Genomic DNA, 23,778 nt, shown 5'->3' on the forward strand with positions numbered 1-23,778 from the left:
GCACCGACCGAGAGGACCGCCCGTGACCCGCATCGTCATCGTCGGCGCCGGCATCGTCGGTGCGGCCTGCGCGCGGATCCTCGCCCGCCGTGGAGCCGAGGTCGTCGTGCTCGATCGTTCAGCTGCCGCCGGTGGCACGAGCGGCTCGGGGGAGGGGAACCTCCTCGTCTCCGACAAGGGGCCCGGCCCCGAACTCGACCTCGCCCGGTACGCCTCACGCCTCTGGCCAGTCGTCACCGCCGAACTGGCGGCCGAACTGGGACCGACCTTTCCGAGCATCGAGTTCGAGCGCAAGGGCGGCATCGTCGTCGCCACCACCGAGGCCGGCGCGCAGCCGCTGCTCGACTTCGCCGCCGCCCAGCGCGCCGCCGGTGTCGACGCCCGCCCCCTCACCGAGGACGAGCTGCTCGCTGCGGAGCCGTCGATCACCCGCTCGTCCACGGCGGCCGTCCACTATCCCGAGGACGCCCAGGTCCAGCCCGTCATCGCCACGGAGGCCCTGCTCGCCTCGGCCCGGCTGGCGGGCGCGATCGTGCGCACCGGCGTCACCGTGACGGGCGGCGTCCGGAGCGCGACCGGTCGCCTCACGGGTGTCCGGACCTCCGTGGGCGACGTCTCGGGTGACGCGGTCCTCGTCTCCGCCGGACCGTGGTCGGCCGAACTCGGGGACCTGCTCGGCGCACCCGTCCCGGTCCGTCCCCGTCGCGGCATGGTCCTCGTCACCACCCGCATGCCGCACCGCGTGCACCACAAGGTCTACGACGGCGACTACTTCGGGGCCACGCAGTCGAGCGACGCCTCGCTCCAGACCTCGAGCGTCGTCGAGTCGACCGCTGCTGGCACCGTCCTCATCGGCTCGAGCCGGCAGCAGATCGGGTTCGACGCGCGCCTCGACGTCGACGTGCTCCGCGAGGTGGCGGCCAAGTCGTTGCGCCTCTTCCCCTTCCTCCGCGACGCCTCGGTCATGCGCAGCTACGGTGGCTTCCGGCCGTACATGCTCGACCACCTCCCGGTCATCGGCCCCGACCACCGCGTGGACGGCCTGTGGCACGCGACGGGTCACGAGGGCGCCGGCATCGGACTGGCCCTCGCGACCGCTGAACTCATCGCCGCCCGCCTGCTCGGTGGATCCACCGACCTCGACGACGCCCCGTTCCAACTCGACCGCCCGGGCCTCGCCCCGCACCTGCGCGTCGACCGGCCGGCGGAGGTGGCCTGATGGTCTCGAGACGACTGCCCGCGACGGACGACCGCATCGTGCCCGGCACGGAGGACGCGCTGCGCATCGACCTCGACGGGACGCCCGTCGACGGACTCCGCGGCCAGACGATCGCCGGCGTCCTGTTGGGGTCCGGTGTCCTCGCCTGGCGCCGCACGAGCGGCTCCGGGAAGCCACGCGGCGTCTTCTGCGGCATCGGGGTCTGCTTCGACTGCATCGTCACGGTGAACGGCCAGCGGGACGTCCGCGCCTGCCAGCGTCGCGCCGCGGACGGCGACCGCATCGAGACGCAACACGACGCCCTTCCGGAACCCACGACGGAGAACGACCCGTTCGGGGACCGGACATGAGCGCCCGGCAGCGCGAGGTCGTCGTCGTCGGCGCAGGGCCAGCCGGGCTCCAGGCCGCGCTCGCCGCCCGGGCACTCGGTGCGTCCGTCACGCTGCTCGACGCCTCGGACGAGCTCGGCGGTCAGTACTGGCGGCACCTGCCGGCCAGCCGGCCGTCCGCGGCCGAAGCCTCGCTGCATCACGGGTTCGAGCGCTTCGTCGCCATGCGTGCGGCGCTCGACGCCGACGACGGCTGCTCGGTGATCACCGAGGCGCAGGTCTGGGCGATCGACGTCGACCGCGCCGCCACCGACCACGGCTCCGACGACACCTCCGGGGCGACCGGCTTGCGCCTGCACGTCCTCATCGGACCGCCGGACGGCACCGACCGCACGCCGCTCACCCTCCGGCCGGATGCGCTCGTCCTCGCGACCGGCGCACACGACCGCACGCTTCCGTTCCCCGGCTGGGACCTCCCCGGCGTCTTCTCGGCCGGTGCCGCCCAGGCACTCGCGAAGGGCGAGCGGGTCGCCGTCGGCCAGCGGGTCGTCGTGGCCGGTGCCGGACCGTTCCTCCTGCCGGTGGCCGCCTCCCTGACCGCGACCGGGTCACGCGTGCTCGGGGTCTACGAGGCCACGACCGTCGGCGGACTCGCCAAGGGCTGGCTCCCCAAGCCCTGGCAGCTGCTCGGCGTGACCGGGAAGGCCGGTGAGCTGCTCGGCTACGTCGGTGGCCACCTGCGGCACCGGATCCCGTACCGCGTCGGCCACGCGGTGGTCGCCGCGCACGGCACCGACCGGGTCGAGCGCGTGACCATCGCCGCCGTCGACGCCGACTGGTCGCCGATCCCCGGCACCGAGCGCACGGTCGAGGCGGACGCCGTCTGCGTCAGCCACGGGTTCACCCCGCGGCTCGAACTGCCCGTCGCGGTCGGCTGCGCGCTCACCGAAGCCCGGTTCGTCCAGGTCGACGCCGAGCAGCGCACGAGCGTCCCGACCGTCTTCGCGGCGGGGGAGATCACCGGGATCGGGGGCGTCGACGCCGCGCTCGCCGAGGGCGCGATCGCGGGACACGCTGCGGCCGGCGGACTCCCCGGTGCCTCCGGGATCCGTGCCGCCGTGAGCCGACGCGACACCTTCCTCGCCTTCGCCGACCGGCTCGAACGCGCCCACGGCATCGGGGCCGGCTGGAGCGACTGGCTCGAGGACGACACCACCATCTGCCGCTGCGAGGAGGTCGACTACGGCTCGTTGCGGACGACGGCGACCGCCACCTGCGCGACCGGCCTGCGCTCCCTCAAACTCAGCACGCGTGCCGGGCTCGGGATCTGCCAGGGCCGCATGTGCGGTCGCACCGTCGAGGAGCTCCTCCACCGTGTCGCCTCCGAATCCGGCGGCGACGGCCTCATCGACGGCGTCTCGAGCGACCGCCGGCCCATCGCCTCCCCGCTGCGCATCGGCGAACTCGCCGCGCAGGCACCGGGACACCCTCCCCACGAACCGCCGTCGACCCCGACGGCCGAACACCCAGGATGACCGACCGGTCTCCGCACCACTCCCTCGGAAAGGAACCACCCATGGCCAAGCAGTTCGACCTCGGCGGCGTCATCGTCGCGACCACCCTCGCGTTCAAGGAGGACGCCTCGGCGCCCGCAGGCCTCGCCGTCGACTACGACCGCTTCGCCGAGCACTGCAACTGGCTCATCGAGAACGGCTGCCGCGGCGTCGGCCCGAACGGCTCGCTCGGCGAGTACTCGTCGCTGACGGACGCCGAGCGTCGCAAGGTCATCCAGGTCGCGGTCGACACCGTCGGCGACCGCGGCCTCGTCGTCGCCGGGGTGCACGGCGTCGGCTGGCACCAGGCCCAGCAGTGGGCCGAGTACGCGAAGGAGGACGGCGCGGACGGCGTCCTCCTCCTGCCGCCCACCATCTACCGGGCGAACGACGACGAGGTCATCGAGCACTACAGCCGCGTGGACGAGGTCGGCCTGCCGATCATGGCCTACAACAACCCCATCGACACCAAGGTCGACCTCACGCCCGACCTGCTCGTCGAGCTCGCCAAGCTCGAGCACGTGGTCGCCGTGAAGGAGTTCTCGGCCGACATCCGTCGGGTGCTCGAGATCCAGGACAAGACCGACCTCGACGTCATCGCTGGGGCGGACGACCTCCTCTTCGAGTCCCTCGTCGCCGGCGCGGTCGGCTGGTTCGCCGGCTACCCGAACGCCTTCCCGCGCGAGGCCGTCGAGCTGTACACGCTCGTCACCTCCGGTCGCGTCGACGAGGCCCGCACCCTCTACCGCGAGCTCGTGCCGGTCTTCGGGTGGGACTCGAAGACGGAGTTCGTTCAGGCCATCAAGCTGTCGATCGACATCGCCGGCGAGAGCTACGGTGGTCCGACGCGTCCGCCGCGCGGTCCGCTGAACGCGCTCCAGACGGAGCAGGTCACGACGCAGACGCGTCGCGCGCTCGACTACCTCGCGGCACGCTGAGTCTGGCGGCCGACGCGACACCCCGACCACGACCACCAGTCCTGAGAGGCACACCATGAAGTCCTCCCGCATGATCAGTGCGGTCGACTCGCACACCGAGGGCATGCCGACCCGCGTCGTCACCGGCGGGGTCGGCGTGATCCCCGGCACGACCATGAACGAGAAGCGCCTCCACTTCATGGAGCACCTCGACGACCTGCGGCTCTTCCTCATGAACGAGCCCCGCGGCCACGCGGCGATGAGCGGGGCGATCCTGCAGCCGTCCACGCGTGCGGACTGCGACTGGGGCGTCGTGTACATCGAGGTGTCCGGTTGCCTGCCGATGTGCGGGCACGGCACCATCGGGGTCGCGACAGTCCTCGTGGAGACCGGCATGGTGGAGGTGGTCGAGCCGGTCACGACGATCCGGCTCGACACCCCCGCCGGACTCGTGATCGCGCGGGTCGACGTCAGCGACGGGCACGCCGACCGCGTGACGATCGAGAACGTCCCGAGCTACGTCGACCGCCTCGACGCCACGATCGAGGTGCCGGGCCTCGGCACCGTGCCGTACAGCCTCGCGTTCGGCGGCAACTTCTACGCGATGGTCGACCTCGACGACGTCGGCCTGCCCTTCGACCGCGACCGTCAGCAGGACATCCTCGACGCCGGCCTGCGCATCATGGCGGCGATCAACGAGCAGGCGCCGCCCGTGCACCCCGAGATCGCCGGCCTCGACCACTGCCACCACGTCGAGTTCATCGCGCCGGGATCCGACGCCGTGCTGTCCCGGCATGCGATGGCCATCTTCCCGGGGTGGTTCGACCGCTCGCCCTGTGGCACCGGCACCTCGGCGCGCATGGCCGAGCTCTGGGCCCGTGGTGAGCTGCTGCTCGACCAGGACTTCGTCAACGAGTCCTTCATCGGCAGCCGGTTCACCGGCCGGCTGATCGCCGAGACGACGGTGGCGGGCAGGCCGGCCGTCATCCCGACCATCTCCGGTCGGGCCTGGGTCACCGGTATCGGCTCCTACCTCCTCGACCCCGCCGATCCGTTCCCGACCGGCTTCCAGTTCTGAACCACACCACGATCCCGGAGGATCACATGACGACCACGCCAGCCCCCGACGCCACCATCGCTGAGACCACCCCCGAGCAGCTCGAGGAGGTCCTCCGGGGAGCCGCCGCGGCGGCACCCGCGTGGGCCGCGACGCCGGCGGACGCCCGTGCGCGCGCGCTCGTCGCCGTCGCCGACGCCCTGCAGACCCATGCGGACGAGCTCGTCCCGGTCGGCATGGTGGAGACGGGGCTCGCCGAGGCCCGGCTCCGTGGCGAGCTCCTCCGCACCGCCGTGCAGCTGCGGCTCTTCGCGGAGACGATCGTCGACGGCTCCTACCTCGACGTCCGGATCGACGAGGCCGACCCGGACTTCGCGCTCGGCGCGCGCCCGGAACTCCGCCGCGTCCTCGTGCCGCTCGGCCCGGTCGTGAACTTCGCGGCGAGCAACTTCCCGTTCGCCTTCTCCGTCGCCGGTGGCGACACCGCGTCGATCCTCGCGGCTGGATGTCCGGTGATCCTCAAGGTGCACGACGGGCACCCGCGGCTCTCGCTCGCGACGGCGGCCGTCGTCGAGGCCGCGCTCCACACCGCCGGGGCGCCCGACGGCGTGTTCCAGACGATCATCGGCCAGGAGGCCGGCGTCGTCGCCCTGCAGGACGAGCGCGTCCGGGCCGGTTCCTTCACGGGCTCGCTCCGGGCCGGCCGGATCCTCGCGGACCTCGCGGCGGCGCGCCCCGTCCCGATCCCGTTCTTCGGCGAGCTCGGCAGCGTCAATCCGGTGTTCGTGACGCAGACCGCCCTGGACGAGTCCGCAACGGCCATCGCGACGGGATTCGTCACGAGTGTCGCGGGTTCGGCGGGTCAGCTGTGCACGAAGCCCGGTTTCGTCTACCTGCCGGACGGCGCGGGGCTCGACGGGTCGATCCGCGAGGCTGCTGCCGCCGTTCCCGAGCACCGACTCCTGAACGACCGCATCACGGCCGGGTACCAGGCCAGGCGCGACACGATCCTCGGCACCGACGGCGTGCGGATCATCGCCGAGGGTTCGCTGCGGGTCGACGAGGACGGCGACGGCTGGGCGACCCCCACGATCGTCGCGGTCTCCCTCGACGCGCTGCGGGCCGGTCGGGACGCGCTGCTCGACGAGGCCTTCGGTCCGTTGTCGATCCTCGTCGAGGTCCCGGCCGGTACGGCGCTCGCACCGCTCGTGGCGGGGTTCTGCGAGGGCAACCTGACGGCCACCCTGCACGCGGGAGCGGAGGAGACGAGCGACGACCTCGTCGAGCTCGTCCAGCAGCTCTCGGCGCACGCCGGCCGGGTGCTGTTCGGCGGTTGGCCCACCGGCGTCGCGGTCACGCCCGCCATGCAGCACGGTGGACCGTGGCCGGCGACGACGAACGATTCGAGCACCTCGGTGGGGACGGCCGCGATCACCCGCTTCCTGCGGCCGGTCGCGTTCCAGAACATGCCGGACCGGTTCTTGCCGGAGGTGCTGCGGTCGTCGGCCACCGGTGTCCCGCGGACGATCGCCCCCGCGGGCGAGTCGACGCACTGGGGCGAGGCGGCTCAGCGCTGAAGCGCGACGGGGCGGGCCTTCGGCGGGCGAGGCGTCAGATGGCGCCCTCGACCGTGGCGCCGACCTCGTCGTCCTCCTCGTCGCCGGGGAGCGGCGGGTCGTAGGCCCAGCTCGGCGCGAGCGCCTTGATGCGGGCACCGCGCCACTGCCACGTCGCCCACAGCGGGTACCAGTAAAGCGGGGCGATCGCGCCGGTTATCACGAGTCGGTCGCGGTAGAGGGTCTTCGTCGGGTCGTGCTTGTCGCGGGCGACCGCCATCTGGTGGTCCCACCCGGCGAGCTTGCTGAGCGGCCCGCTGACCGGGTCGCCCTGGTCGTGGAGGATGCGGGTGCCGTCGCGGCGCTCGATGAACTCGAGGTCGATGATCTGGTCTCCGACCGGGATCGCGCCGGCGGCCTTCACACGGACGCGGTGCGCTCCCGGCTCCCAGATGGTGGGGAACCCGTCGGCGTCGAGCGCCTCGAGTCCCATGACGGGGCTGTAGAGCTCCCGCAGGACGGCCGGGGAGCGGAGTGCCCGCCAGGCGACGTCGACATCACAGTCCAGGACGAGTTTCAGCATCACGCGCATGCCTCAGTGTCGCATGTGCGGCTCGGCGGCTGCAGGGGGTGCGCCGGTAGGGAAGACTGTGCCTATGGCGATCCGGTACTGGCTGGGCGTGATCCAGCGGGATCACGTCGTCCTCGGCGTCCGGCAGGGCTTCGTGCAGATCAACCACGGGCAGCGCGGCGGTCTCGACCAGATGCGGGAGTCCGACGGCTTCGTGTACTACTCGCCGCGGGTCAGCACTCCGGACGGCGCGCCGCTCAAGGCGTTCACCGCGATCGGGCGGGTCTCCGACGACACCGTCTACCAGGCGGCCGTGCCGCGACCGGACGGTGCCGATTGGCGGCCCTGGCGGCGGAGTGTCGACTGGTACCCGGACGCGGTCGAGGCGCCCATCCGTCCGATGCTCGCGCTCCTCGACTTCACGAGCTTCACCCGGAACTGGGGTGTCCAGCTCCGACGGGGGTTCCTCGAGCTCAGTCGTCACGACTTCGAGCTCATCCGGAACGAGATGCGTCCGCCCCACCCCGACGACCGTCGTTTCCCCACCGCCTCCCGCTGACCCCTGCCCGTGCGCCAGCGCGGTGCGCTGACGTCAGCGCGGGTCTGGCGCATGAGCGCGCCCCTCCGGAGGCCCGCGCTCACGTCCAGTGACCCGCGCTCGCGTCAGCGCACCGCGCTGGCGCCCACCCCCACCGAGGTCTTCGGACGCAACAGTCGTGGGGTGGGTGGGTGCGCGTGGATACGATGAACGGGTGAGTACCGCAGCCGCCACACCGCCGCCCGTCCACCCGCCGTTCGCCCAGACGAAGTATCAGGTCAGGTTCGACTGGGGTGTGGCAGGAGCCGGGCGGATCGAGTCGGCGGACGTCGCGGTCGTCGTGGACGTGCTCCACGCGACGACCTCCGTCGAGCAGCGCGTCAGTGGCGGAGGGACCGTCGCCCTCGCCGAACTGGACGACCGCGGAGAGACGGCGCAGATCGCCACGCTCCTCGCCGACGCGGGTGCGACGGTCGTCGCCGGATGCCTGCGCAACCGGTCGGCGGTCGCGGACTGGATCATCGCGAAGCAGGCCGAGCTCGGTCGGCGCACGAGCATCGTCGTCATCGCGGTCGGTGAACTCGACGACACGGCCGAGACCCGGTTCGCCGTCGAGGACCTCTTCGGTGCCGGTGCCGTGATCGAGGCGCTGGGGCTCCGCGGCATCGACTTCACCTCACCGGAGGCGGCCGCCGCTGCCGCCGCGTACGAGGGGCTGCGCAACGGCGTCGGGCACCTGCTGTCCGCGTCCGCCACCGCCCAGCAGCTCGCGCAGGCGGGTGCCACACAGCACGTCCAAGCGGCACGCGAGGTCGACGTGTCAAGCGTCGTCCCGGTCCTGGACGGAGCCGTGTTCCGGGCGTAGTCTCGGCGCATGCGCGCACTCCTCGGAACCACCGTCCTCGCCGAAGCCCCCGAATCGGAGCTCATCAAGATCGAGGGCAACTGGTACTTCCCGCCGTCGAGCCTCAACCGTGAGCGCTTCGTCGAGACCGACACCCAGTACCACTGCCCGTGGAAGGGCGACGCCCAGTACTGGGGGGTCACCGACGGCGGCGAGGTCAAACCCGATGTCGCCTGGTCGTACCCGACCCCGTATCCGACCGCGTTCGACCGGGTCGGCAAGGACTTCTCCGGCTACGTCGCCTTCGGGAACGAGGTCGAGGTCGTCGACTGATGGCCGACTGGGGCGACCGCCCGCAGCCGCCTGAGCGCGGTGGCGAGCGCGAGACGATCGAGGGGTTCCTCGATCTGCAGCGCGCCAGCATCGTCTGGAAGGCGCGCGGACTCTCCGACGAGCTCGCGGCCAAGCGACTGCTGCCGAGCATCACGACCGTCTCGGGCGTCATCCGACACCTCGCCGATGTCGAGCGCAGCTGGTTCCGCGGGGACATGGACGGGCAGTCGGACGTCCCCGCACGGTGGACCGACGACGACCCCGACGGCGAATGGCGCGTCACGCCCGACGACAGCCTGGCCGAGATCATCGCCGACTACGAGGCTGCCTGTGCGGAGTCCCGCGAGGTGGCGTCGCGGTATCAGCTCGACGACGTCTGCCTCGGCAACGACCAGCGGTTCACGCTGCGGTGGATCGAGCTCCACATGATCGAGGAGACGGCCCGACATCTCGGGCACATCGACGTCCTCCGCGAACAGCTCGACGGTCGCACGGGCGAGTAGCGCCGCGGCCGTCGAGCGTGCGGGGCGTCAGGCGCCCACGAGCGCTGCGCGGTCGCGTCCCCGCGAGACGCGGACGACCACGGTGACGACGGCCACCACGACCGCGACGATCAGTGCCGTGACCCCGGCTTCGGTCGAGAGCAGTTCGCCGGTGAATCGGCCCACGGCCACCCACGCGAGCCCCCAGCAGAGCGACAGCATGGGGGCGATCCGTCCACGACCGACGACCGCGAGCAGGATCCCGACCGCTCCGGCGACCGCGAGGACGATGATCGCCCAGACACCGGCGGCCGGCCCGTCCGCGCTCCCGATCCCGGATCCGACGAGCGCAGCGGTGATGTTCGCCGCCGTCGCGACGCACACCCACCCGAGGTAGAGGCCCATCGTGCCGTCCGTGATGATCGCGTCGACCATGCTGGACGGCCTGGTCCGGAGCACGATCACGAAGATGCGGGCCAGGACACCGAGGAGGGCGATGATCACGAACACGCTGAGGATCAGGAAGCCCGCCTGCACCACGAGGATCCACGCCGCGTTCAGGAGCAGGCTCGCCACGACCCAGTAGCCGAGACGACGGTGGCGCTCGCGGGTCGTCTGCGAGGGCAGGAACTGCCAGACCGCATAGGCGACGAGCCCGAGGTAGATGATGCTCCAGATGGAGAACGCGGGCCCGTCCGGTGCGATCGGCGTCGACGAGGCGCTCAACGCGCCGTTCGCCGCGTTCTGGACCTGCGTCCCCCCGGCGGCTCCCGACCCGATGTAGGAGCCGATGATCGCGAGGACCGCGCTGATGGCGACGGCGATCTGCCGGACGCGGTCCGCGGTGGTGGGTGAATCGGTGCCGGTCATGACGCATGCCTCCAGAATTGTGCAGCTAGCTGATCAATTCAGCGTACGCCACCGTGGAACACCTCGCATGGGCTTGCGCCGGTGCCACGGAAGCGACTGCTCAGAGGAGCTTGCGCAGCGTCCGCAGGTTGCGCGTGGTGACGTGCGGTTTGAACCGGGCCTTCGAGGACTCCTTCGCGAAGGCGGTGTCGGTGCTCGACCCCTTCGGGACCTCCCAGTAGAGGACGCCGTCGCCGGATGCGACGCGGTCGGGCTGCTCCCCGGCTGCCGCCGAGAACGCGAGGAGGGCGTCGAGGGAGGTCTGTTCGGAGGAGAACATGACGTACGGCTGGACCTGCTCGGCCTCCGGCCAGGGGTAGGCCTCGATGATGCCGGTGAGAGCGTGCTGATGCGTCAGCACGATCCACGCCTCGTACCCGAAGGCGTCCGCGAGCGCCCGCTCGATGCGCCGTTTCAGCGCACCGCGTGCATCGTCTGCCGTCTCGCCGGGCTCGTGCTCGGGGTCGTCGAAGACGACGTTGCCGCTCGCGAGGACGGTGCGGACTCCCGTGAACCCGGCCGATCGGAACACCTCGGTGAGGTCGGCGGAGCGGATCGTGACGCCGCCGACGTTGACCCCGCGCAGGAGCGCGATCCAGCTGTCGGTGGGAACCGCGCCGCCGGTCATGACCCGGTGCCTGGCTCGGACGGGGTGGACCCGTCGAACGCGGCCGCCCGACGCCGCATGGCCGGCGTGACCTCCCGGTGCACCCAGCTGAGGAGGAAGCGTTCGTCCCAGGAGCGCGAGCACTTGCCACAGGAGGTCGCCCGGCTCGGGCGCCGGTGCCGGTAGAGGACATGGCCCGAGGGGCAGGTGCCGACCCAGGGCGCCAGTTCGTCGGCCGTCTGGCCCTCGTGGAGCCGCGAGCCCTCGTAGCCGAGCTCCTCGGCGACCTTGCGCCACTTGGGTCCGTGCCCGGCGCGCGCCCCGGCGAGGGCGTGCGCGACCTCGTGGAGGAGGATCTGGTGGATCTCGTCGTCGTCGTAGCGCGCCGCGAGATAGCGCGAGACGGTGATCCGCTTCGTCGTGAAGTTGCACAGGCCGGCGCGTCGCTTGGCGTTGTCGAAGCCGAAGGTCCACACCGTCGGGTCGAGGTGCAGCACGATGAGCGCCTGTGCCCACGCCGTGACCCGACTGAGTTCTGCCATGCCTGGATGGTACTCCCGGCGACCGACACCGGACCGCAGGCGCGAGATGTCCCACAGCTGTGGCGGTGGACCCTCAGCGGGCCGCGAGCGGGGCGAGGGGGAGTTCGACGATGTGATCGTCCTCGGCTCCGGGCGAACCGCGGCCGTCGGTGTTGTTCGTGAGGATCCAGGCGGTCCCCGGCGGACCGGCCACGACGTCGCGGATCCGTCCGAACTCGCCGACGAGGTAGGGCACCGCGTCGATCACGCCCACGAGCGCGCTGCTCCCCGGTGGGACGTGGACGCCGTCGGTGATGCCGTACAGGCGCTCGCCGCGGAGCGAGGCCATGAAGATCGTGTCGTCGATGATCGCGAGACCGCTCGGGCTCGCGTCCTCCGTGGCCCACTGCGCGACCGGGTCGATCATGTCCTGGGCTCCGGCGACGCCCTCGGCGACCGGCCAGCCGTAGTTGCCACCGGGGGTGATCCGGTTGAGCTCGTCCCAGGTGTTCTGCCCGAACTCGCTCGCCCACAGGCCGCCGTCGCGATCCCACGCGATGCCCTGCGGGTTGCGGTGGCCGAGGGAGTAGACGGGCGATCCCGGGAAGGGGTTGTCGCCCGGCACCGCGCCGTCGGGCGTGAGCCGCAGGATCTTCCCGCCGAGGCTGTCCACGTCCTGAGCCAGGCCGCGGTCACCGGCGTCACCCGCGGTGGCGTAGAGCATGCCGTCCGGTCCGAACGCGATGCGTCCGCCGTTGTGGTTCCCGGCCCGGGGGATGCCGACGAGGACCTCCTCGACGCCGCCGAGCGCGTACGACCCGGCCGCACCCGTGAGCGGGAACCGCACGATGCGGTTGTCGGACGACGTCGTCAGGTAGGCGTAGAGCCAGGTTCCCGCGGTCTCCGATCCCGCCGGCGCGAGGACGGCGAGCCCGAGCAGCCCGCCCTCGCCTCCTGCGGCCACCCCGGGGACCACGCCGACCTGCCGTACCGCGCCGCCGCTGACGACCTCGAGGACGTCGCCCGCGTCGCGCTGGCTCACCAGCGTGCTGCCCGAGGCGAGTCGGACCATCGACCAGGGCGCGTCGAGGCCGCCGACGACCGTGGTTGCCTCACCGGTCGGGGCGACCGGTCCGGTGGGAACCGCGGATGTGGGCGTCGACGCGGACGCGCTCGGCGTGGGGGAGGGCGAGAGGGAGGCCGTACCCGGTGATCGTGGCTCTCCGTCGGTGCAGGCCACGAGCGCCAGGGCGGCGGCGGCGAGCAGGGTGGCGAGCGAGGCGGGCGCACGCAGGCCCCGTCGTCGCGGCGTCTGCGTGGTGGCCAAGGTCAGCCCTTCGTCTGGAAGATGCCCTGGGCGGGGTTCGGGGAGGGGACGGCGGTCGTGTCCGTCACGACCTGCGCGCCCGCGATGAAGGCGCGCAGCTCGGCGCCCGCCACCGCCTTGGCGGGGTGGGGTCCGGCCGCGAGGAGCCTCGGCAGGAAGTCGAGTGGGAGGGCGGTGTTCGATCCGACGAGGACGACGTTGCCGAAGCGGCGGCCTTTGAGGATCTGCGTCTCCGCGAGGGCGGCGACGTGCGACACGGAGTCGGCGAGCGTCGCGGCCTGTCCGCGGGCGAACGCCAGTCCGCGGCCGTCGGCGACGTTCACGACGATGACGCCGGTCGGCGACAGCAGCTCGACCGCCGAGGCGTAGAACTCCGTGCTCGTGACATGGGCCGGCGTGTTGGCGCCGCTGAAGATGTCGACGACGACGAGGTCGACGGTGCCCCGCAGGCCGGGCGGCAGCTTCGCGACGATCTCGCGGGCGTCGCCGTATCGGACGCGGATCTGGGCGCGCTTCGACCAGGGGAGGTGCTCGCGCACGAGATCGATGAGTTCGCGCTCGAGTTCGACGACCTGCTGCCGCGAGCCCGGCCTCGTCGCCTCCACGTAACGGGGGAGGGTGAGCGCGCCGGCACCGAGGTGCACCGCCGTGATCGGTTGCCCGGGGTCGGCGATCTCATCGATGATGTGACCGATCCGCTGGACGTACTCGAAGAAGAGCTCCTCAGGCTGATCGAGGTTGACGTGCGACTGCGGCGTGCCGTCGACCACCAGCTGATAGGTGCCCGGCACGAAGCGGTCGGCCTCGATCCTGGCCAGGTATCCGCTGACGCCGAGTCGTACCTGTGCCTCGTCCATACCCCCACCCTAGACTTTCCCGCAGTGGTGGGAGGCGGAGCGGAAGGGGTGCGGCCGTGGCGCAGGTGGACCTCAACAGCGACCTCGGCGAGGTCTGGCGCGGTGTGCCGACCGCCGACGACGACGCCATGTTCGCCCTGATCACGAGCGCGAACATCGCTTGCGGCTTCCATGCCGGGGACGACGCGTCCATGCGCGATGCCGTCCGCCGCTCGACGGCCCACGGGGTGTCGCTCGGCGCCCATCCGTCCTACCGGGACGAGGCGGGCTTCGGGCGCCGCGACCAGGACGTACCCGTCGAGGTGCTCGAGACCGACGTCCTGGAGCAGCTCCGCGCCCTGCAGCGTGCGGTCGACGAGGTCGGCGAGGCCGACGGGGTCGGCGCACCTCTCGCTTACGTGAAGCCGCACGGCGCCCTCTACAACCGGATCGCGCACGACCGGGACCAGGCGCGCGCGGTCGTCCGCGCGGTGGTCACGGCGTCCGAGGAGCTCGGGCGACCACTACCCGTCCTCGGGATGCCCGGCTCCGTGATCGAACGGGAGACCCTCGCCGCCGGACTCCGCTTCGTCGCGGAGGCCTTCGTCGACCGCGGTTACCGCTCCGACGGCTCGCTCGTCCCGCGCGATGCCCCCGGGGCGCTGGTCACCGATGAGACGGCGGCCGTCGACCGGGCCGTCTCCCTCGTCCTCGACCGACGCATCAGCAGCGTCGACGGCGCAGACGTCGAACTCGACGCGGTCTCGCTCTGCGTGCACGGCGACACCCCCGGCGCCGTGTCGCTCGCCATGGCGGTCAGGGCCGCCCTGCTGGAGGCCGGCGTCGAACTGGTCGCGCCGTGGTGAACCCGGACACCTCCGCCGGTCCCGTGCTGCGAGCGATGGGGGCGGAGGCCGTGCTCCTCGAACTCGCATCGCTCGAGGACGTCCTGCTCGTGCACCGGGCGCTCGCCGCCTCGCGCCCGGCGGGGCTGGTCGACCTCGTCCCGGCCGCCCGGACCGTGCTCGCCGTGACGGACGTGCGGGGCCCGGCGCTCGCCGCGGTGGGGGCCTGGTTGCTCGCCACCGCGGAACGGGCGCTCGCACCCGGCGCGGGAGGCTCGACCGGCGCTGTCGACGAGGCGGGGAGACGGCCGGACACCGTCATCCACGTCCGCTACGACGGCCAGGACCTCGCCGAGACCGCGGCGCTGGTCGGCATGGACGCCGACGGTCTCATCGCCTGGCACACCGCTCACGCCTGGACCGTCGCCTTCAGCGGCTTCGCGCCGGGGTTCGCCTACCTCGTGCCGGAGCGGGAGGACGAGACGATCGGCCCGCCGCTCCAGATCCCTCGCCTGAGCGTGCCGCGGACGACCGTCCCCGCGGGTTCGGTGGCGCTCGCCGGATCGTTCAGCGGCGTCTACCCGCGTGCGTCCCCGGGTGGGTGGCGCATCATCGGGACGGCCGACGCCGTCCTCTGGGACGACGCAGCGGACCCACCCGCCCTCCTCGTCCCCGGCGGTCGGGTCCGGTTCGTGCAGGTCCCCGCATGATGGGCGGGACGCTGCTCGTGGAGGCGGCCGGACCGGCGACCACCGTGCAGGACCTGGGACGACCAGGCGCCGCGACCCTCGGCGTCAGCCCATCCGGCGCGCTCGACCGCGGTGCCCTGCGCCTCGCCAACCGTCTCGTCGGCAATCCGGAGGGCCGTGCGGCGCTCGAGGTGGTCCTGGGCCCGTTCGTGGCCGTCCCCGACGTCGACCTCTGGATCGCCGTGACCGGTGCGTGGGGTGCGATCACCGTCGACGGCCGACCGGTCGACGGACACCACGCCGTCCGTGTGCCGGCCGGTTCCCGGTTCGAGCTCGGCGCGGCGACCCACGGGCTCCGCTACGTCCTCGCCGTGCGCGGCGGCTTCGACGGCCCGCAACTCCTCGGCTCGAGGTCGTCCGACACTCTGGCGGGGCTCGGCCCGGCACCGGTCGTCGCCGGTGACCGGCTCGACGTCCTGCCGACGCCGCGTCGTCGTATCCCACCCCTCGACATCGCGCCCTGGACGCGACCCGACGCGGGGGAGCGGCTCGTGCGGGTCTCGCCGGGGCCCCGCCGCGACTGGTTCGACGCCGCCTCCCTGCAGCGTCTCGTCGAGCATCCGTGGACCGTGACGGCCGACGCCGACCGGATCGGGATGCGCCTCGACGGGACGCCGCTCGTGCGTCTCGAACCCGGTCGGGAACTGCCGAGTGAGGGCATGGTCGCCGGCGCGGTCCAGGTGCCGCCGAGCGGTCTGCCGACGATCCTCATGGCCGACCACCCCGTCACCGGCGGGTATCCGGTCGTCGCGGTCGTGCGCACCGCTGACCGCGACCTCCTGGCGCAACTCCGGCCCGGTCAGCGCCTGCGGTTCAGCACCGGCTGACGGGAACACCGGGGGCGGCCCGGCGGTTATACCGGAAAGTCGAAAACTCGTCAAGGAAAGAGTAGACACGCCGAAGATTCCGGCATATAGTTGTTCTTTGCGCTCCCAGAATCTCTATGCCTTCATATTGCGGTCGGCTGGTGTGCGGGTCCAACCCGCCACATGTTCTCTTTCTGGTGAGTAACTCCACTGACGACCAGTAACTCGGCCCCCAACAGGCCTCCGGAGGTTATCCCCTTGGCTGCTGCGCGCAACGCAACCACCAACTCACCCAAGAACGGCCGCGGAGCATCCCGCCTCTCGTTCGCGAAGATCACCGACACGCTCACGGTTCCAGACCTCCTGGCTCTGCAGACCGAGAGCTTCGACTGGCTGGTCGGCAACGACGTGTGGAAGGCACGCGTCGAAGAAGCCACCCAGGCCGGCCGACAGGACCTGCCCACGAAGAGCGGCCTCGACGAGATCTTCGAGGAGATCTCGCCCATCGAGGACCTCGGCGAGACGATGCAGCTCTCCTTCGCCAACCCGTACCTCGAGCCCGAGAAGTACTCCATCGACGAGTGCAAGGAACGCGGCAAGACGTACGCGGCCCCGCTCTACGTCGAGGCCGAGTTCATGAACCACCTCACCGGTGAGATCAAGACGCAGACGGTCTTCATGGGCGACTTCCCGCTCATGACCGAGCGCGGTACCTTCATCATCAACGGCACCGAGCGTGTCGTCGTCTCGCAGCTCGTCCGCAGCCCGGGCGTGTACTTCGAGTCGGCTCAGGAGAAGACCTCCGACAAGGACATCTTCTCCGCTCGCGTCATCCCGAGCCGCGGTGCCTGGCTCGAGTTCGAGATCGACAAGCGCGACCAGGTCGGCGTCCGCATCGACCGCAAGCGCAAGCAGTCCGTCACCGTGTTCCTCAAGGCGCTCGGCATGACGAGCGAGGAGATCCTCGAGGAGTTCAAGGGCTACGAGTCGATCGAGCTCACCCTCGAGAAGGACACGATCCTCACCAAGGAGGACGCGCTCCGCGACATCTACCGCAAGCTCCGTCCGGGCGAGCAGGTCGCAGCCGAGGCCGCACGTGCGCTCCTCGACAACTTCTACTTCAACTCGAAGCGCTACGACCTCGCGAAGGTCGGCCGGTACAAGATCAACAACAAGCTCGGTCTCGACAAGCCGCTCAGCGACTCCGTCCTGACGACCGACGACATCGTCGCCACGATCAAGTACCTCGTCGCCCTGCACCGCGGCACGGCCACCCTCCCGGGTGTCCGCAACGGCAAGCCCGTCGACCTCCGTCTCGACACGGACGACATCGACAACTTCGGCAACCGTCGCATCCGCGCCGTCGGCGAGCTCATCCAGAACCAGGTCCGCACCGGTCTGTCCCGCATGGAGCGCGTCGTCCGCGAGCGCATGACCACGCAGGACATCGAGGCCATCACGCCGCAGACCCTGATCAACGTGCGCCCCGTCGTCGCCGCGATCAAGGAGTTCTTCGGGACCTCGCAGCTGTCGCAGTTCATGGACCAGAACAACCCGCTCGCGGGTCTGACCCACAAGCGTCGTCTCTCGGCGCTCGGCCCCGGTGGTCTGTCGCGTGAGCGTGCAGGCGTCGAGGTGCGAGACGTCCACCCGTCGCACTACGGCCGCATGTGCCCGATCGAGACCCCGGAAGGCCCGAACATCGGCCTGATCGGTTCGCTCGCATCGTTCGCGCGGATCAACTCGTTCGGGTTCATCGAGACCCCGTACCGTCGCGTCGTCGACGGCCGGGTCACCGAGGACATCGACTACCTGACCGCGATGGAAGAGGACAACTACATCGTCGCGCAGGCCAACGCTCCGCTGAAGAGCGACGGCCACTTCCAGGAGGACCGCGTCCTCGCCCGGAAGAAGGGCGGCGAGGTCGACCTCATCCCGTCCGAGGAGATCGGCTACATGGACGTCTCCCCGCGCCAGATGGTGTCGGTCGCGACCTCCCTCATCCCGTTCCTCGAGCACGACGACGCGAACCGCGCACTCATGGGTGCCAACATGCAGCGTCAGGCCGTCCCACTCCTCATGTCGGACTCGCCGCTCGTCGGTACCGGTATGGAGGGCTACGCAGCCATCGACGCGGGTGACGTCGTCACCGCCGACAAGGCCGGCGTCGTCCAGGAGGTGTCGGCAGAGTCCGTCACCATCCAGCTCGACGAGGGTGGCACGCAGACCTACTACCTGCGCAAGTTCGACCGCTCCAACCAGGGCACGAGCTACAACAACCGCGTCATCGTCTCCGAGGGTGCACGCATCGAGGCCGGCGAGGTCATCGCCGACGGCCCCGCCACGGAGAACGGCGAGCTCGCGCTCGGCAAGAACCTCCTCGTCGCCTTCATGACGTGGGAGGGTCACAACTTCGAGGACGCGATCATCCTCAGCCAGAACCTGGTGAAGGACGACGTCCTCTCCTCGATCCACATCGAGGAGTACGAGGTCGACGCGCGCGACACCAAGCTCGGCAAGGAGGAGATCACCCGTGATCTCCCGAACGTCAGCCCGGAGCTGCTCAAGGACCTCGACGAGCGCGGCATCATCCGCATCGGTGCCGAGGTCCGCCCCGGCGACATCCTCGTCGGCAAGGTCACGCCGAAGGGTGAGACCGAGCTCTCCGCCGAGGAGCGCCTGCTCCGCGCGATCTTCAACGAGAAGAGCCGCGAAGTCCGCGACACCTCGCTGAAGGTTCCCCACGGTGAAGCCGGCACGATCATCGCCGTCAAGGTGTTCGACGCACAGGACGGCGACGACGAGCTCGGCTCGGGCGTCAACCAGCGTGTGGTCGTCTACATCGCCCAGAAGCGCAAGATCACCGAGGGCGACAAGCTCGCCGGCCGTCACGGCAACAAGGGTGTCATCGCGAAGATCCTGCCCGTCGAGGACATGCCGTTCCTCGAGGACGGCACGCCGGTCGACGTCATCCTCAACCCGCTCGGTATCCCCGGTCGAATGAACTTCGGTCAGGTCCTCGAGATCCACCTGGGGTGGATCGCGAAGCAGGGCTGGAACGTCGAGGGCAAGCCCAGCTGGGCCAAGAAGCTCCCGGCTGCCGCGCACTCGGCCGAGCCGAACACCAAGGTCGCGACCCCGGTGTTCGACGGCGCCTCCGAGGAGGAGATCGCCGGTCTGCTCGACTCGACCAACGTCACCCGCGACGGCGACCGCCTCATCGGTTCCTCCGGAAAGGCCCGTCTGTTCGACGGCCGCTCCGGCGAGCCGTTCCCGGCACCGGTCTCGGTCGGCTACATGTACATCCTCAAGCTGCACCACCTCGTGGACGACAAGATCCACGCGCGTTCGACGGGTCCGTACTCGATGATCACGCAGCAGCCGCTCGGTGGTAAGGCTCAGTTCGGTGGACAGCGCTTCGGTGAGATGGAGGTCTGGGCCCTCGAGGCCTATGGAGCCGCGTACGCGCTCCAGGAGCTCCTGACCATCAAGTCCGACGACATCCTCGGCCGCGTCAAGGTGTACGAGGCCATCGTCAAGGGCGAGAACATCCAGGAGCCGGGTATCCCCGAGAGCTTCAAGGTGCTCATCAAGGAGATGCAGTCGCTGTGCTTGAACGTCGAGGTCCTCTCGGCCGACGGCACCGCGGTGAGCCTGCGCGACACCGACGACGACGCGTTCCGCGCCGCCGAGGAGCTCGGGATCAACATTTCCTCCAGGTTCGAGTCGTCGTCCATCGACGAGATCTAAGCCTGACCACTGTAGAGACTGACGAAACCTTTCATAGGAGATACATTGCTCGACGTCACAACTTTTGACGAGCTTCGCATTGGTCTGGCCACCGCAGACGACATCCGTGCCTGGTCGCACGGAGAGGTCAAGAAGCCCGAGACCATCAACTACCGCACCCTCAAGCCCGAGAAGGACGGTCTGTTCGGTGAGCAGATCTTCGGTCCTTCCCGCGACTGGGAGTGCGCCTGCGGCAAGTACAAGCGGGTCCGCTTCAAGGGCATCGTGTGCGAGCGCTGCGGTGTCGAGGTCACGAAGTCGTCGGTGCGCCGTGAGCGCATGGGCCACATCGAACTCGCCGCCCCGGTCACGCACATCTGGTACTTCAAGGGTGTCCCCTCGCGCCTCGGCTACCTGCTGGACATGGCGCCCAAGGACCTCGAGAAGGTCATCTACTTCGCGGCCTACATGGTCATCGATGTGGACGAGGACGCACGTCACCAGGACATGCCCGGCCTTGAGAACGAGCTCCGTCTCGAGATCAAGACGCTCGGCGACCAGCGCGACTCGCGCATCGCAGACCGCCTGAAGAAGCTCGAGGACGACCTCGTCGCCCTCGAGGAGGAAGGCGCCAAGAGCGAGCAGAAGCGTCGCACCAAGGACGCCGCCGAGAAGGAGATGAGCCAGACCCGCAAGTCCTACGACGAGCAGATCGCTCACCTCGAGCGCGTCTGGGAGGACTTCCGCAACCTCAAGGTCGGCGACCTCAAGCCCGAGGACTCCGTGTTCCACGAGCTGCAGGACCGCTTCGGCCTGTACTTCGAGGCCTACATGGGTGCCGAGGCGGTCAAGAAGCGCCTGCTGTCCTTCGACCTCGCGGCCGAGTCCGAGCTGCTCCACCACCAGATCGCGGAGGGCAAGGGTCAGAAGAAGATCCGCGCCATCAAGCGTCTGCGCGTGGTCAACTCGTTCCTCATCACCGGCAACTCGCCGGCCGCGATGGTCCTCGACGTCGTCCCGGTCATCCCGCCGGAGCTTCGCCCGATGGTGCAGCTCGACGGTGGCCGCTTCGCGACCTCCGACCTCAACGACCTCTACCGTCGTGTGATCAACCGCAACAACCGTCTGCGTCGTCTGCTCGACCTCGGGGCTCCCGAGATCATCGTCAACAACGAGAAGCGGATGCTGCAGGAGGCCGTCGACGCACTGTTCGACAACGGTCGTCGTGGTCGTCCCGTCACCGGTACCGGCAACCGTGCCCTGAAGTCCCTCAGCGACATGCTGAAGGGCAAGCAGGGTCGATTCCGCCAGAACCTGCTCGGTAAGCGCGTCGACTACTCGGGCCGTTCGGTCATCATCGTCGGCCCGCAGCTGAAGCTGCACCAGTGTGGTCTGCCCAAGCAGATGGCGCTGGAGCTCTTCAAGCCGTTCGTCATCAAGCGCCTGATCGACCTGAGCCACGCTCAGAACATCAAGGCCGCGAAGCGCATGGTCGAGCGCAGCCGTCCCGAGGTCTGGGACGTGCTGGAGGAGATCATCCGCGAGCGTCCCGTGCTGCTGAACCGTGCGCCGACGCTGCACCGTCTCGGCATCCAGGCGTTCGAGCCTCAGCTCGTCGAGGGCAAGGCCATCCAGCTGCACCCGCTCGTCTGCGCCGCGTTCAACGCGGACTTCGACGGCGACCAGATGGCTGTCCACCTCCCGCTCTCCGTCGAGGCCCAGGCCGAGGCGCGCATCCTGATGCTCGCGTCGAACAACATCCTGAAGCCGTCCGACGGCCGTCCGGTCACCCTGCCCACGCAGGACATGATCATCGGTCTCCACCACCTGACCACCCTCAAGGAGGGTGTCGAGGGTGAGGGCCGTGCCTTCTCGTCCGTCGCCGAGGCCATCCTCGCGAAGGACCAGGGCTCGCTCGACCTCAACGCCAAGGTGCGCATCCGTCTGACCGACGTGACGTTCGCCGAGGGCACGGGTCCCGAGGGCTACGAGGGCTCGGGTGTCGCACTCGTCGAGACGACCCTCGGTCGCGCACTCTTCAACGAGGCGCTGCCGGCGGACTACCCCTACGTGGAAGACGTGGCGGACAAGGGCAAGCTGTCCTCGATCGTCAACGACCTCGCGGAGCGGTACCCGAAGACGGTCGTCGCCGCCACGCTCGACAACATCAAGGACGCCGGTTTCCACTGGGCGACGCGTTCCGGTGTGACCGTTGCGCTCAGCGACGTCCTGACCCCGCCGAACAAGCGCGAGATCGTGCAGGGCTACGAGAAGCAGGCCGCCAAGGTCCAGAGCCAGTTCGACAAGGGTCTGACCACGGATGCCGAGCGTCGTCAGGAGCTCATCAAGATCTGGACGGAGGCCACCGAGAAGGTCGCCGAGGCCATGCGCGCGAACTTCCCGGCGGACAACACCATCAACCGCATGGTGTCGTCGGGTGCTCGTGGTAACTGGCTGCAGATCCGCAACATCGCGGGTATGCGAGGCCTGGTGAACAACCCGAAGGGTGAGATCATCCCTCGCCCGATCATCTCCTCCTACCGTGAGGGCCTGTCGGTCGCGGAGTACTTCATCGCGACCCACGGTGCTCGTAAGGGTCTGGCCGACACGGCGCTCCGTACCGCCGACTCGGGATACCTCACGCGTCGTCTCGTCGACGTCTCGCAGGACGTCATCATCCGCGAAGACGACTGCGGCACGACCAAGGGTCTCGAGCTCGCGATCGCGAACGTCGACAGCTCCGGTGAGCTCGTCCGCGACCCGAACGTGGAGAACTCCGTGTTCGCCCGTTCGTTGGCCGCTGCCGCGGTCAACCCGAAGGGTGAGGTCGTCGCCGAGGCCGGCGAGGACGTCGGTGACGTGCTCATCGACAAGCTCGTCTCCGCGGGTGTCGAGAACATCAAGGTGCGCTCGGTCCTGACCTGCGAGTCGACCGTCGGTGTGTGTGCAGCCTGCTACGGCCGCTCGCTCGCCACGGGCAAGCTCGTCGACATCGGCGAGGCCGTCGGCATCATCGCGGCCCAGTCGATCGGTGAGCCCGGTACCCAGCTGACGATGCGTACCTTCCACACGGGTGGTTCGGCATCGGCGGACGACATCACGCAGGGTCTGCCCCGCGTGCAGGAGCTGTTCGAGGCTCGTACCCCTAAGGGTGCGACCCCGATCGCCGAGGCCGCCGGTCGCATCACGATCGACGAGAACGACAAGGCTCGGAAGGTCATCCTGACGCCCGACAACGGCGACGAGCCGGTCGTCTACCCGGTACTGAAGCGTGCGGTCCTCCTCGTCGAGGACGGACAGCACGTCGAGCTCGGTCAGAAGATCCACGTCGGTGCGGTCGACCCCAAGGAGGTCCTGCGCGTGCAGGGCGTCCGCGAGGTCCAGAAGCACCTCGTCGGTGGCGTCCAGGGCGTGTACCGCTCGCAGGGTGTCCCGATCCACGACAAGCACATCGAGGTCATCGTGCGCCAGATGCTGCGGAAGGTGACCGTGGTCGACCACGGCGACACCGACCTGCTGCCCGGCGAGCTCGTCGACCGCCTGCGCTACGCCGAGCTCAACCGCGCGGCCGTGTCGGAGGGTCAGCGCACCGCGTCGGCTCGCCAGGAGGTCATGGGTATCACCAAGGCGTCCCTCGCGACCGAGTCGTGGCTGTCGGCCGCTTCCTTCCAGGAGACCACGCGTGTCCTCACGCAGGCCGCCATGGAAGGCAAGAGCGACCCGCTGGTCGGCCTCAAGGAGAACGTCATCATCGGTAAGCTCATCCCGGCCGGTACCGGCCTGGCGCGCTACCGCAACGTGACGGTCGAGGCCACCGAGGAGGCGAAGGCGGAGCGTTACCCGAACCGCATCTTCGGTGAGGACGGCGCGTTCAACGAGTCCGACCTGAGCTTCGTCGACTTCGACAGCTTCAGCTCAGACGACTTCACCCCCGGTAACTACAACTAGGGCTGAACGACTCACCCGGAGGGCCCGTCCCGATCGTTTCTCGATCGGGACGGGCCCTCCGTCGTTCGTTCGCCCATTCCTGGGCGAGCGAACGCCGGTTCG

General features: G+C 70.0%; 21 protein-coding genes. 15 read left to right on the top strand and 6 right to left on the bottom strand.

All coding sequences use genetic code 11. The annotated features are described in order from the left end of the window. Positions 1–22 precede the first annotated feature (22 nt). From QRN19_RS02475 to QRN19_RS02500, 6 genes are read left to right on the top strand one after another with little or no spacing between them, the layout of a single operon-like run. Positions 23–1,219, top strand: coding sequence for an NAD(P)/FAD-dependent oxidoreductase (locus QRN19_RS02475; RefSeq protein WP_285025027.1), 1,197 nt, complete (start codon positions 23–25; stop codon positions 1,217–1,219). Beyond that, positions 1,219–1,569, top strand: a complete 351-nt coding sequence (locus QRN19_RS02480) for a (2Fe-2S)-binding protein (RefSeq protein ID WP_194599211.1) — start codon at positions 1,219–1,221, stop codon at positions 1,567–1,569. Before QRN19_RS02475 ends, QRN19_RS02480 begins: the two co-directional genes overlap by 1 nt. Then, positions 1,566–3,083 (top strand): FAD/NAD(P)-dependent oxidoreductase, encoded by a 1,518-nt coding sequence (locus QRN19_RS02485; protein WP_285025028.1) that lies wholly within the window; start codon positions 1,566–1,568, stop codon positions 3,081–3,083. Before QRN19_RS02480 ends, QRN19_RS02485 begins: the two co-directional genes overlap by 4 nt. 41 nt (positions 3,084–3,124) lie before the next feature. Then, on the top strand, positions 3,125–4,039 hold the full coding sequence (locus QRN19_RS02490) for a dihydrodipicolinate synthase family protein (RefSeq protein WP_064294275.1): 915 nt from the start codon (positions 3,125–3,127) through the stop codon (positions 4,037–4,039). A gap of 55 nt (positions 4,040–4,094) precedes the next feature. Next, on the top strand, positions 4,095–5,096 hold the full coding sequence (locus QRN19_RS02495) for a proline racemase family protein (RefSeq protein ID WP_285025030.1): 1,002 nt from the start codon (positions 4,095–4,097) through the stop codon (positions 5,094–5,096). 26 nt (positions 5,097–5,122) lie between these two features. Continuing rightward, positions 5,123–6,652 carry an aldehyde dehydrogenase (NADP(+)) gene (locus tag QRN19_RS02500; RefSeq protein WP_285025032.1) on the top strand — a complete coding sequence of 510 codons (1,530 nt, stop codon included), beginning with the start codon at positions 5,123–5,125 and terminating at the stop codon, positions 6,650–6,652. A gap of 34 nt (positions 6,653–6,686) precedes the next feature. Here the strand turns inward: QRN19_RS02500 and QRN19_RS02505 are convergent, their stop codons facing one another. Further along, positions 6,687–7,214: a hypothetical protein gene (locus QRN19_RS02505; RefSeq protein ID WP_229940281.1), complete on the bottom strand. Its 528-nt coding sequence runs from the start codon at positions 7,212–7,214 to the stop codon at positions 6,687–6,689. A 73-nt stretch (positions 7,215–7,287) separates the two neighbouring features. On the opposite strand from QRN19_RS02505, the gene QRN19_RS02510 reads away from it, so the two are divergent. The 4 genes from QRN19_RS02510 to QRN19_RS02525 all read left to right on the top strand — a co-directional run bounded on the left by QRN19_RS02510 (position 7,288) and on the right by QRN19_RS02525 (position 9,420). Next, a complete protein-coding gene (locus QRN19_RS02510) occupies positions 7,288–7,761 on the top strand; it encodes an EVE domain-containing protein (RefSeq protein ID WP_121289600.1) in 474 nt (157 codons plus the stop codon). 193 nt (positions 7,762–7,954) lie between these two features. Beyond that, complete coding sequence (locus tag QRN19_RS02515; protein WP_285025034.1) at positions 7,955–8,605, top strand: 2-phosphosulfolactate phosphatase; 651 nt, start codon at positions 7,955–7,957, stop codon at positions 8,603–8,605. 9 nt (positions 8,606–8,614) lie between these two features. Further along, the gene (locus QRN19_RS02520; protein WP_085510219.1) at positions 8,615–8,917 is read left to right on the top strand and encodes a DUF427 domain-containing protein; all 303 of its coding nucleotides are present in this window, start codon (positions 8,615–8,617) and stop codon (positions 8,915–8,917) included. Beyond that, the gene (locus tag QRN19_RS02525) at positions 8,917–9,420 is read left to right on the top strand and encodes a DinB family protein (RefSeq protein ID WP_285025035.1); all 504 of its coding nucleotides are present in this window, start codon (positions 8,917–8,919) and stop codon (positions 9,418–9,420) included. The genes QRN19_RS02520 and QRN19_RS02525 overlap by 1 nt, the downstream gene beginning before the upstream one ends. Before the next feature lie 27 nt (positions 9,421–9,447). Here QRN19_RS02525 and QRN19_RS02530 read toward each other — a convergent pair whose 3' ends face one another. The 5 genes from QRN19_RS02530 to QRN19_RS02550 form a co-directional block, all read right to left on the bottom strand. Beyond that, entirely contained in the window at positions 9,448–10,269 is an 822-nt protein-coding gene (locus tag QRN19_RS02530; protein WP_285025036.1) for a TspO/MBR family protein, read from the bottom strand. Between the two features lie 100 nt (positions 10,270–10,369). Beyond that, the gene (locus QRN19_RS02535) at positions 10,370–10,936 is read right to left on the bottom strand and encodes a DUF1697 domain-containing protein (protein WP_285025037.1); all 567 of its coding nucleotides are present in this window, start codon (positions 10,934–10,936) and stop codon (positions 10,370–10,372) included. Beyond that, positions 10,933–11,457, bottom strand: a complete 525-nt coding sequence (locus QRN19_RS02540; protein WP_285025038.1) for a SprT-like domain-containing protein — start codon at positions 11,455–11,457, stop codon at positions 10,933–10,935. Before QRN19_RS02540 ends, QRN19_RS02535 begins: the two co-directional genes overlap by 4 nt. Positions 11,458–11,530: 73 nt before the next feature. After that, positions 11,531–12,763: a PQQ-dependent sugar dehydrogenase gene (locus tag QRN19_RS02545; protein ID WP_285025039.1), complete on the bottom strand. Its 1,233-nt coding sequence runs from the start codon at positions 12,761–12,763 to the stop codon at positions 11,531–11,533. A 2-nt stretch (positions 12,764–12,765) separates the two neighbouring features. Further along, the gene (locus tag QRN19_RS02550; protein ID WP_285025040.1) at positions 12,766–13,620 is read right to left on the bottom strand and encodes a spermidine synthase; all 855 of its coding nucleotides are present in this window, start codon (positions 13,618–13,620) and stop codon (positions 12,766–12,768) included. A 56-nt stretch (positions 13,621–13,676) separates the two neighbouring features. Here QRN19_RS02550 and QRN19_RS02555 point away from each other — a divergent pair, with 56 nt between their 5' ends. From QRN19_RS02555 to QRN19_RS02575, 5 genes are all read left to right on the top strand, one after another. After that, positions 13,677–14,465, top strand: a complete 789-nt coding sequence (locus tag QRN19_RS02555; RefSeq protein WP_285025041.1) for a LamB/YcsF family protein — start codon at positions 13,677–13,679, stop codon at positions 14,463–14,465. Continuing rightward, positions 14,459–15,154 (top strand): 5-oxoprolinase subunit B family protein, encoded by a 696-nt coding sequence (locus QRN19_RS02560; RefSeq protein WP_285025042.1) that lies wholly within the window; start codon positions 14,459–14,461, stop codon positions 15,152–15,154. Before QRN19_RS02555 ends, QRN19_RS02560 begins: the two co-directional genes overlap by 7 nt. Then, positions 15,151–16,020: a 5-oxoprolinase subunit C family protein gene (locus QRN19_RS02565; protein WP_285025043.1), complete on the top strand. Its 870-nt coding sequence runs from the start codon at positions 15,151–15,153 to the stop codon at positions 16,018–16,020. Before QRN19_RS02560 ends, QRN19_RS02565 begins: the two co-directional genes overlap by 4 nt. Positions 16,021–16,257: 237 nt before the next feature. Beyond that, positions 16,258–19,749 carry a DNA-directed RNA polymerase subunit beta gene (gene rpoB / locus QRN19_RS02570; protein WP_079705237.1) on the top strand — a complete coding sequence of 1,164 codons (3,492 nt, stop codon included), beginning with the start codon at positions 16,258–16,260 and terminating at the stop codon, positions 19,747–19,749. A 45-nt stretch (positions 19,750–19,794) separates the two neighbouring features. Next, a complete protein-coding gene (locus tag QRN19_RS02575; RefSeq protein ID WP_285025044.1) occupies positions 19,795–23,676 on the top strand; it encodes a DNA-directed RNA polymerase subunit beta' in 3,882 nt (1,293 codons plus the stop codon). Positions 23,677–23,778: the final 102 nt, after the last annotated feature.

It is taken from the genome of Plantibacter sp. ME-Dv--P-122b, from assembly GCF_030209375.1.
GTDB lineage: Bacteria > Actinomycetota > Actinomycetes > Actinomycetales > Microbacteriaceae > Plantibacter.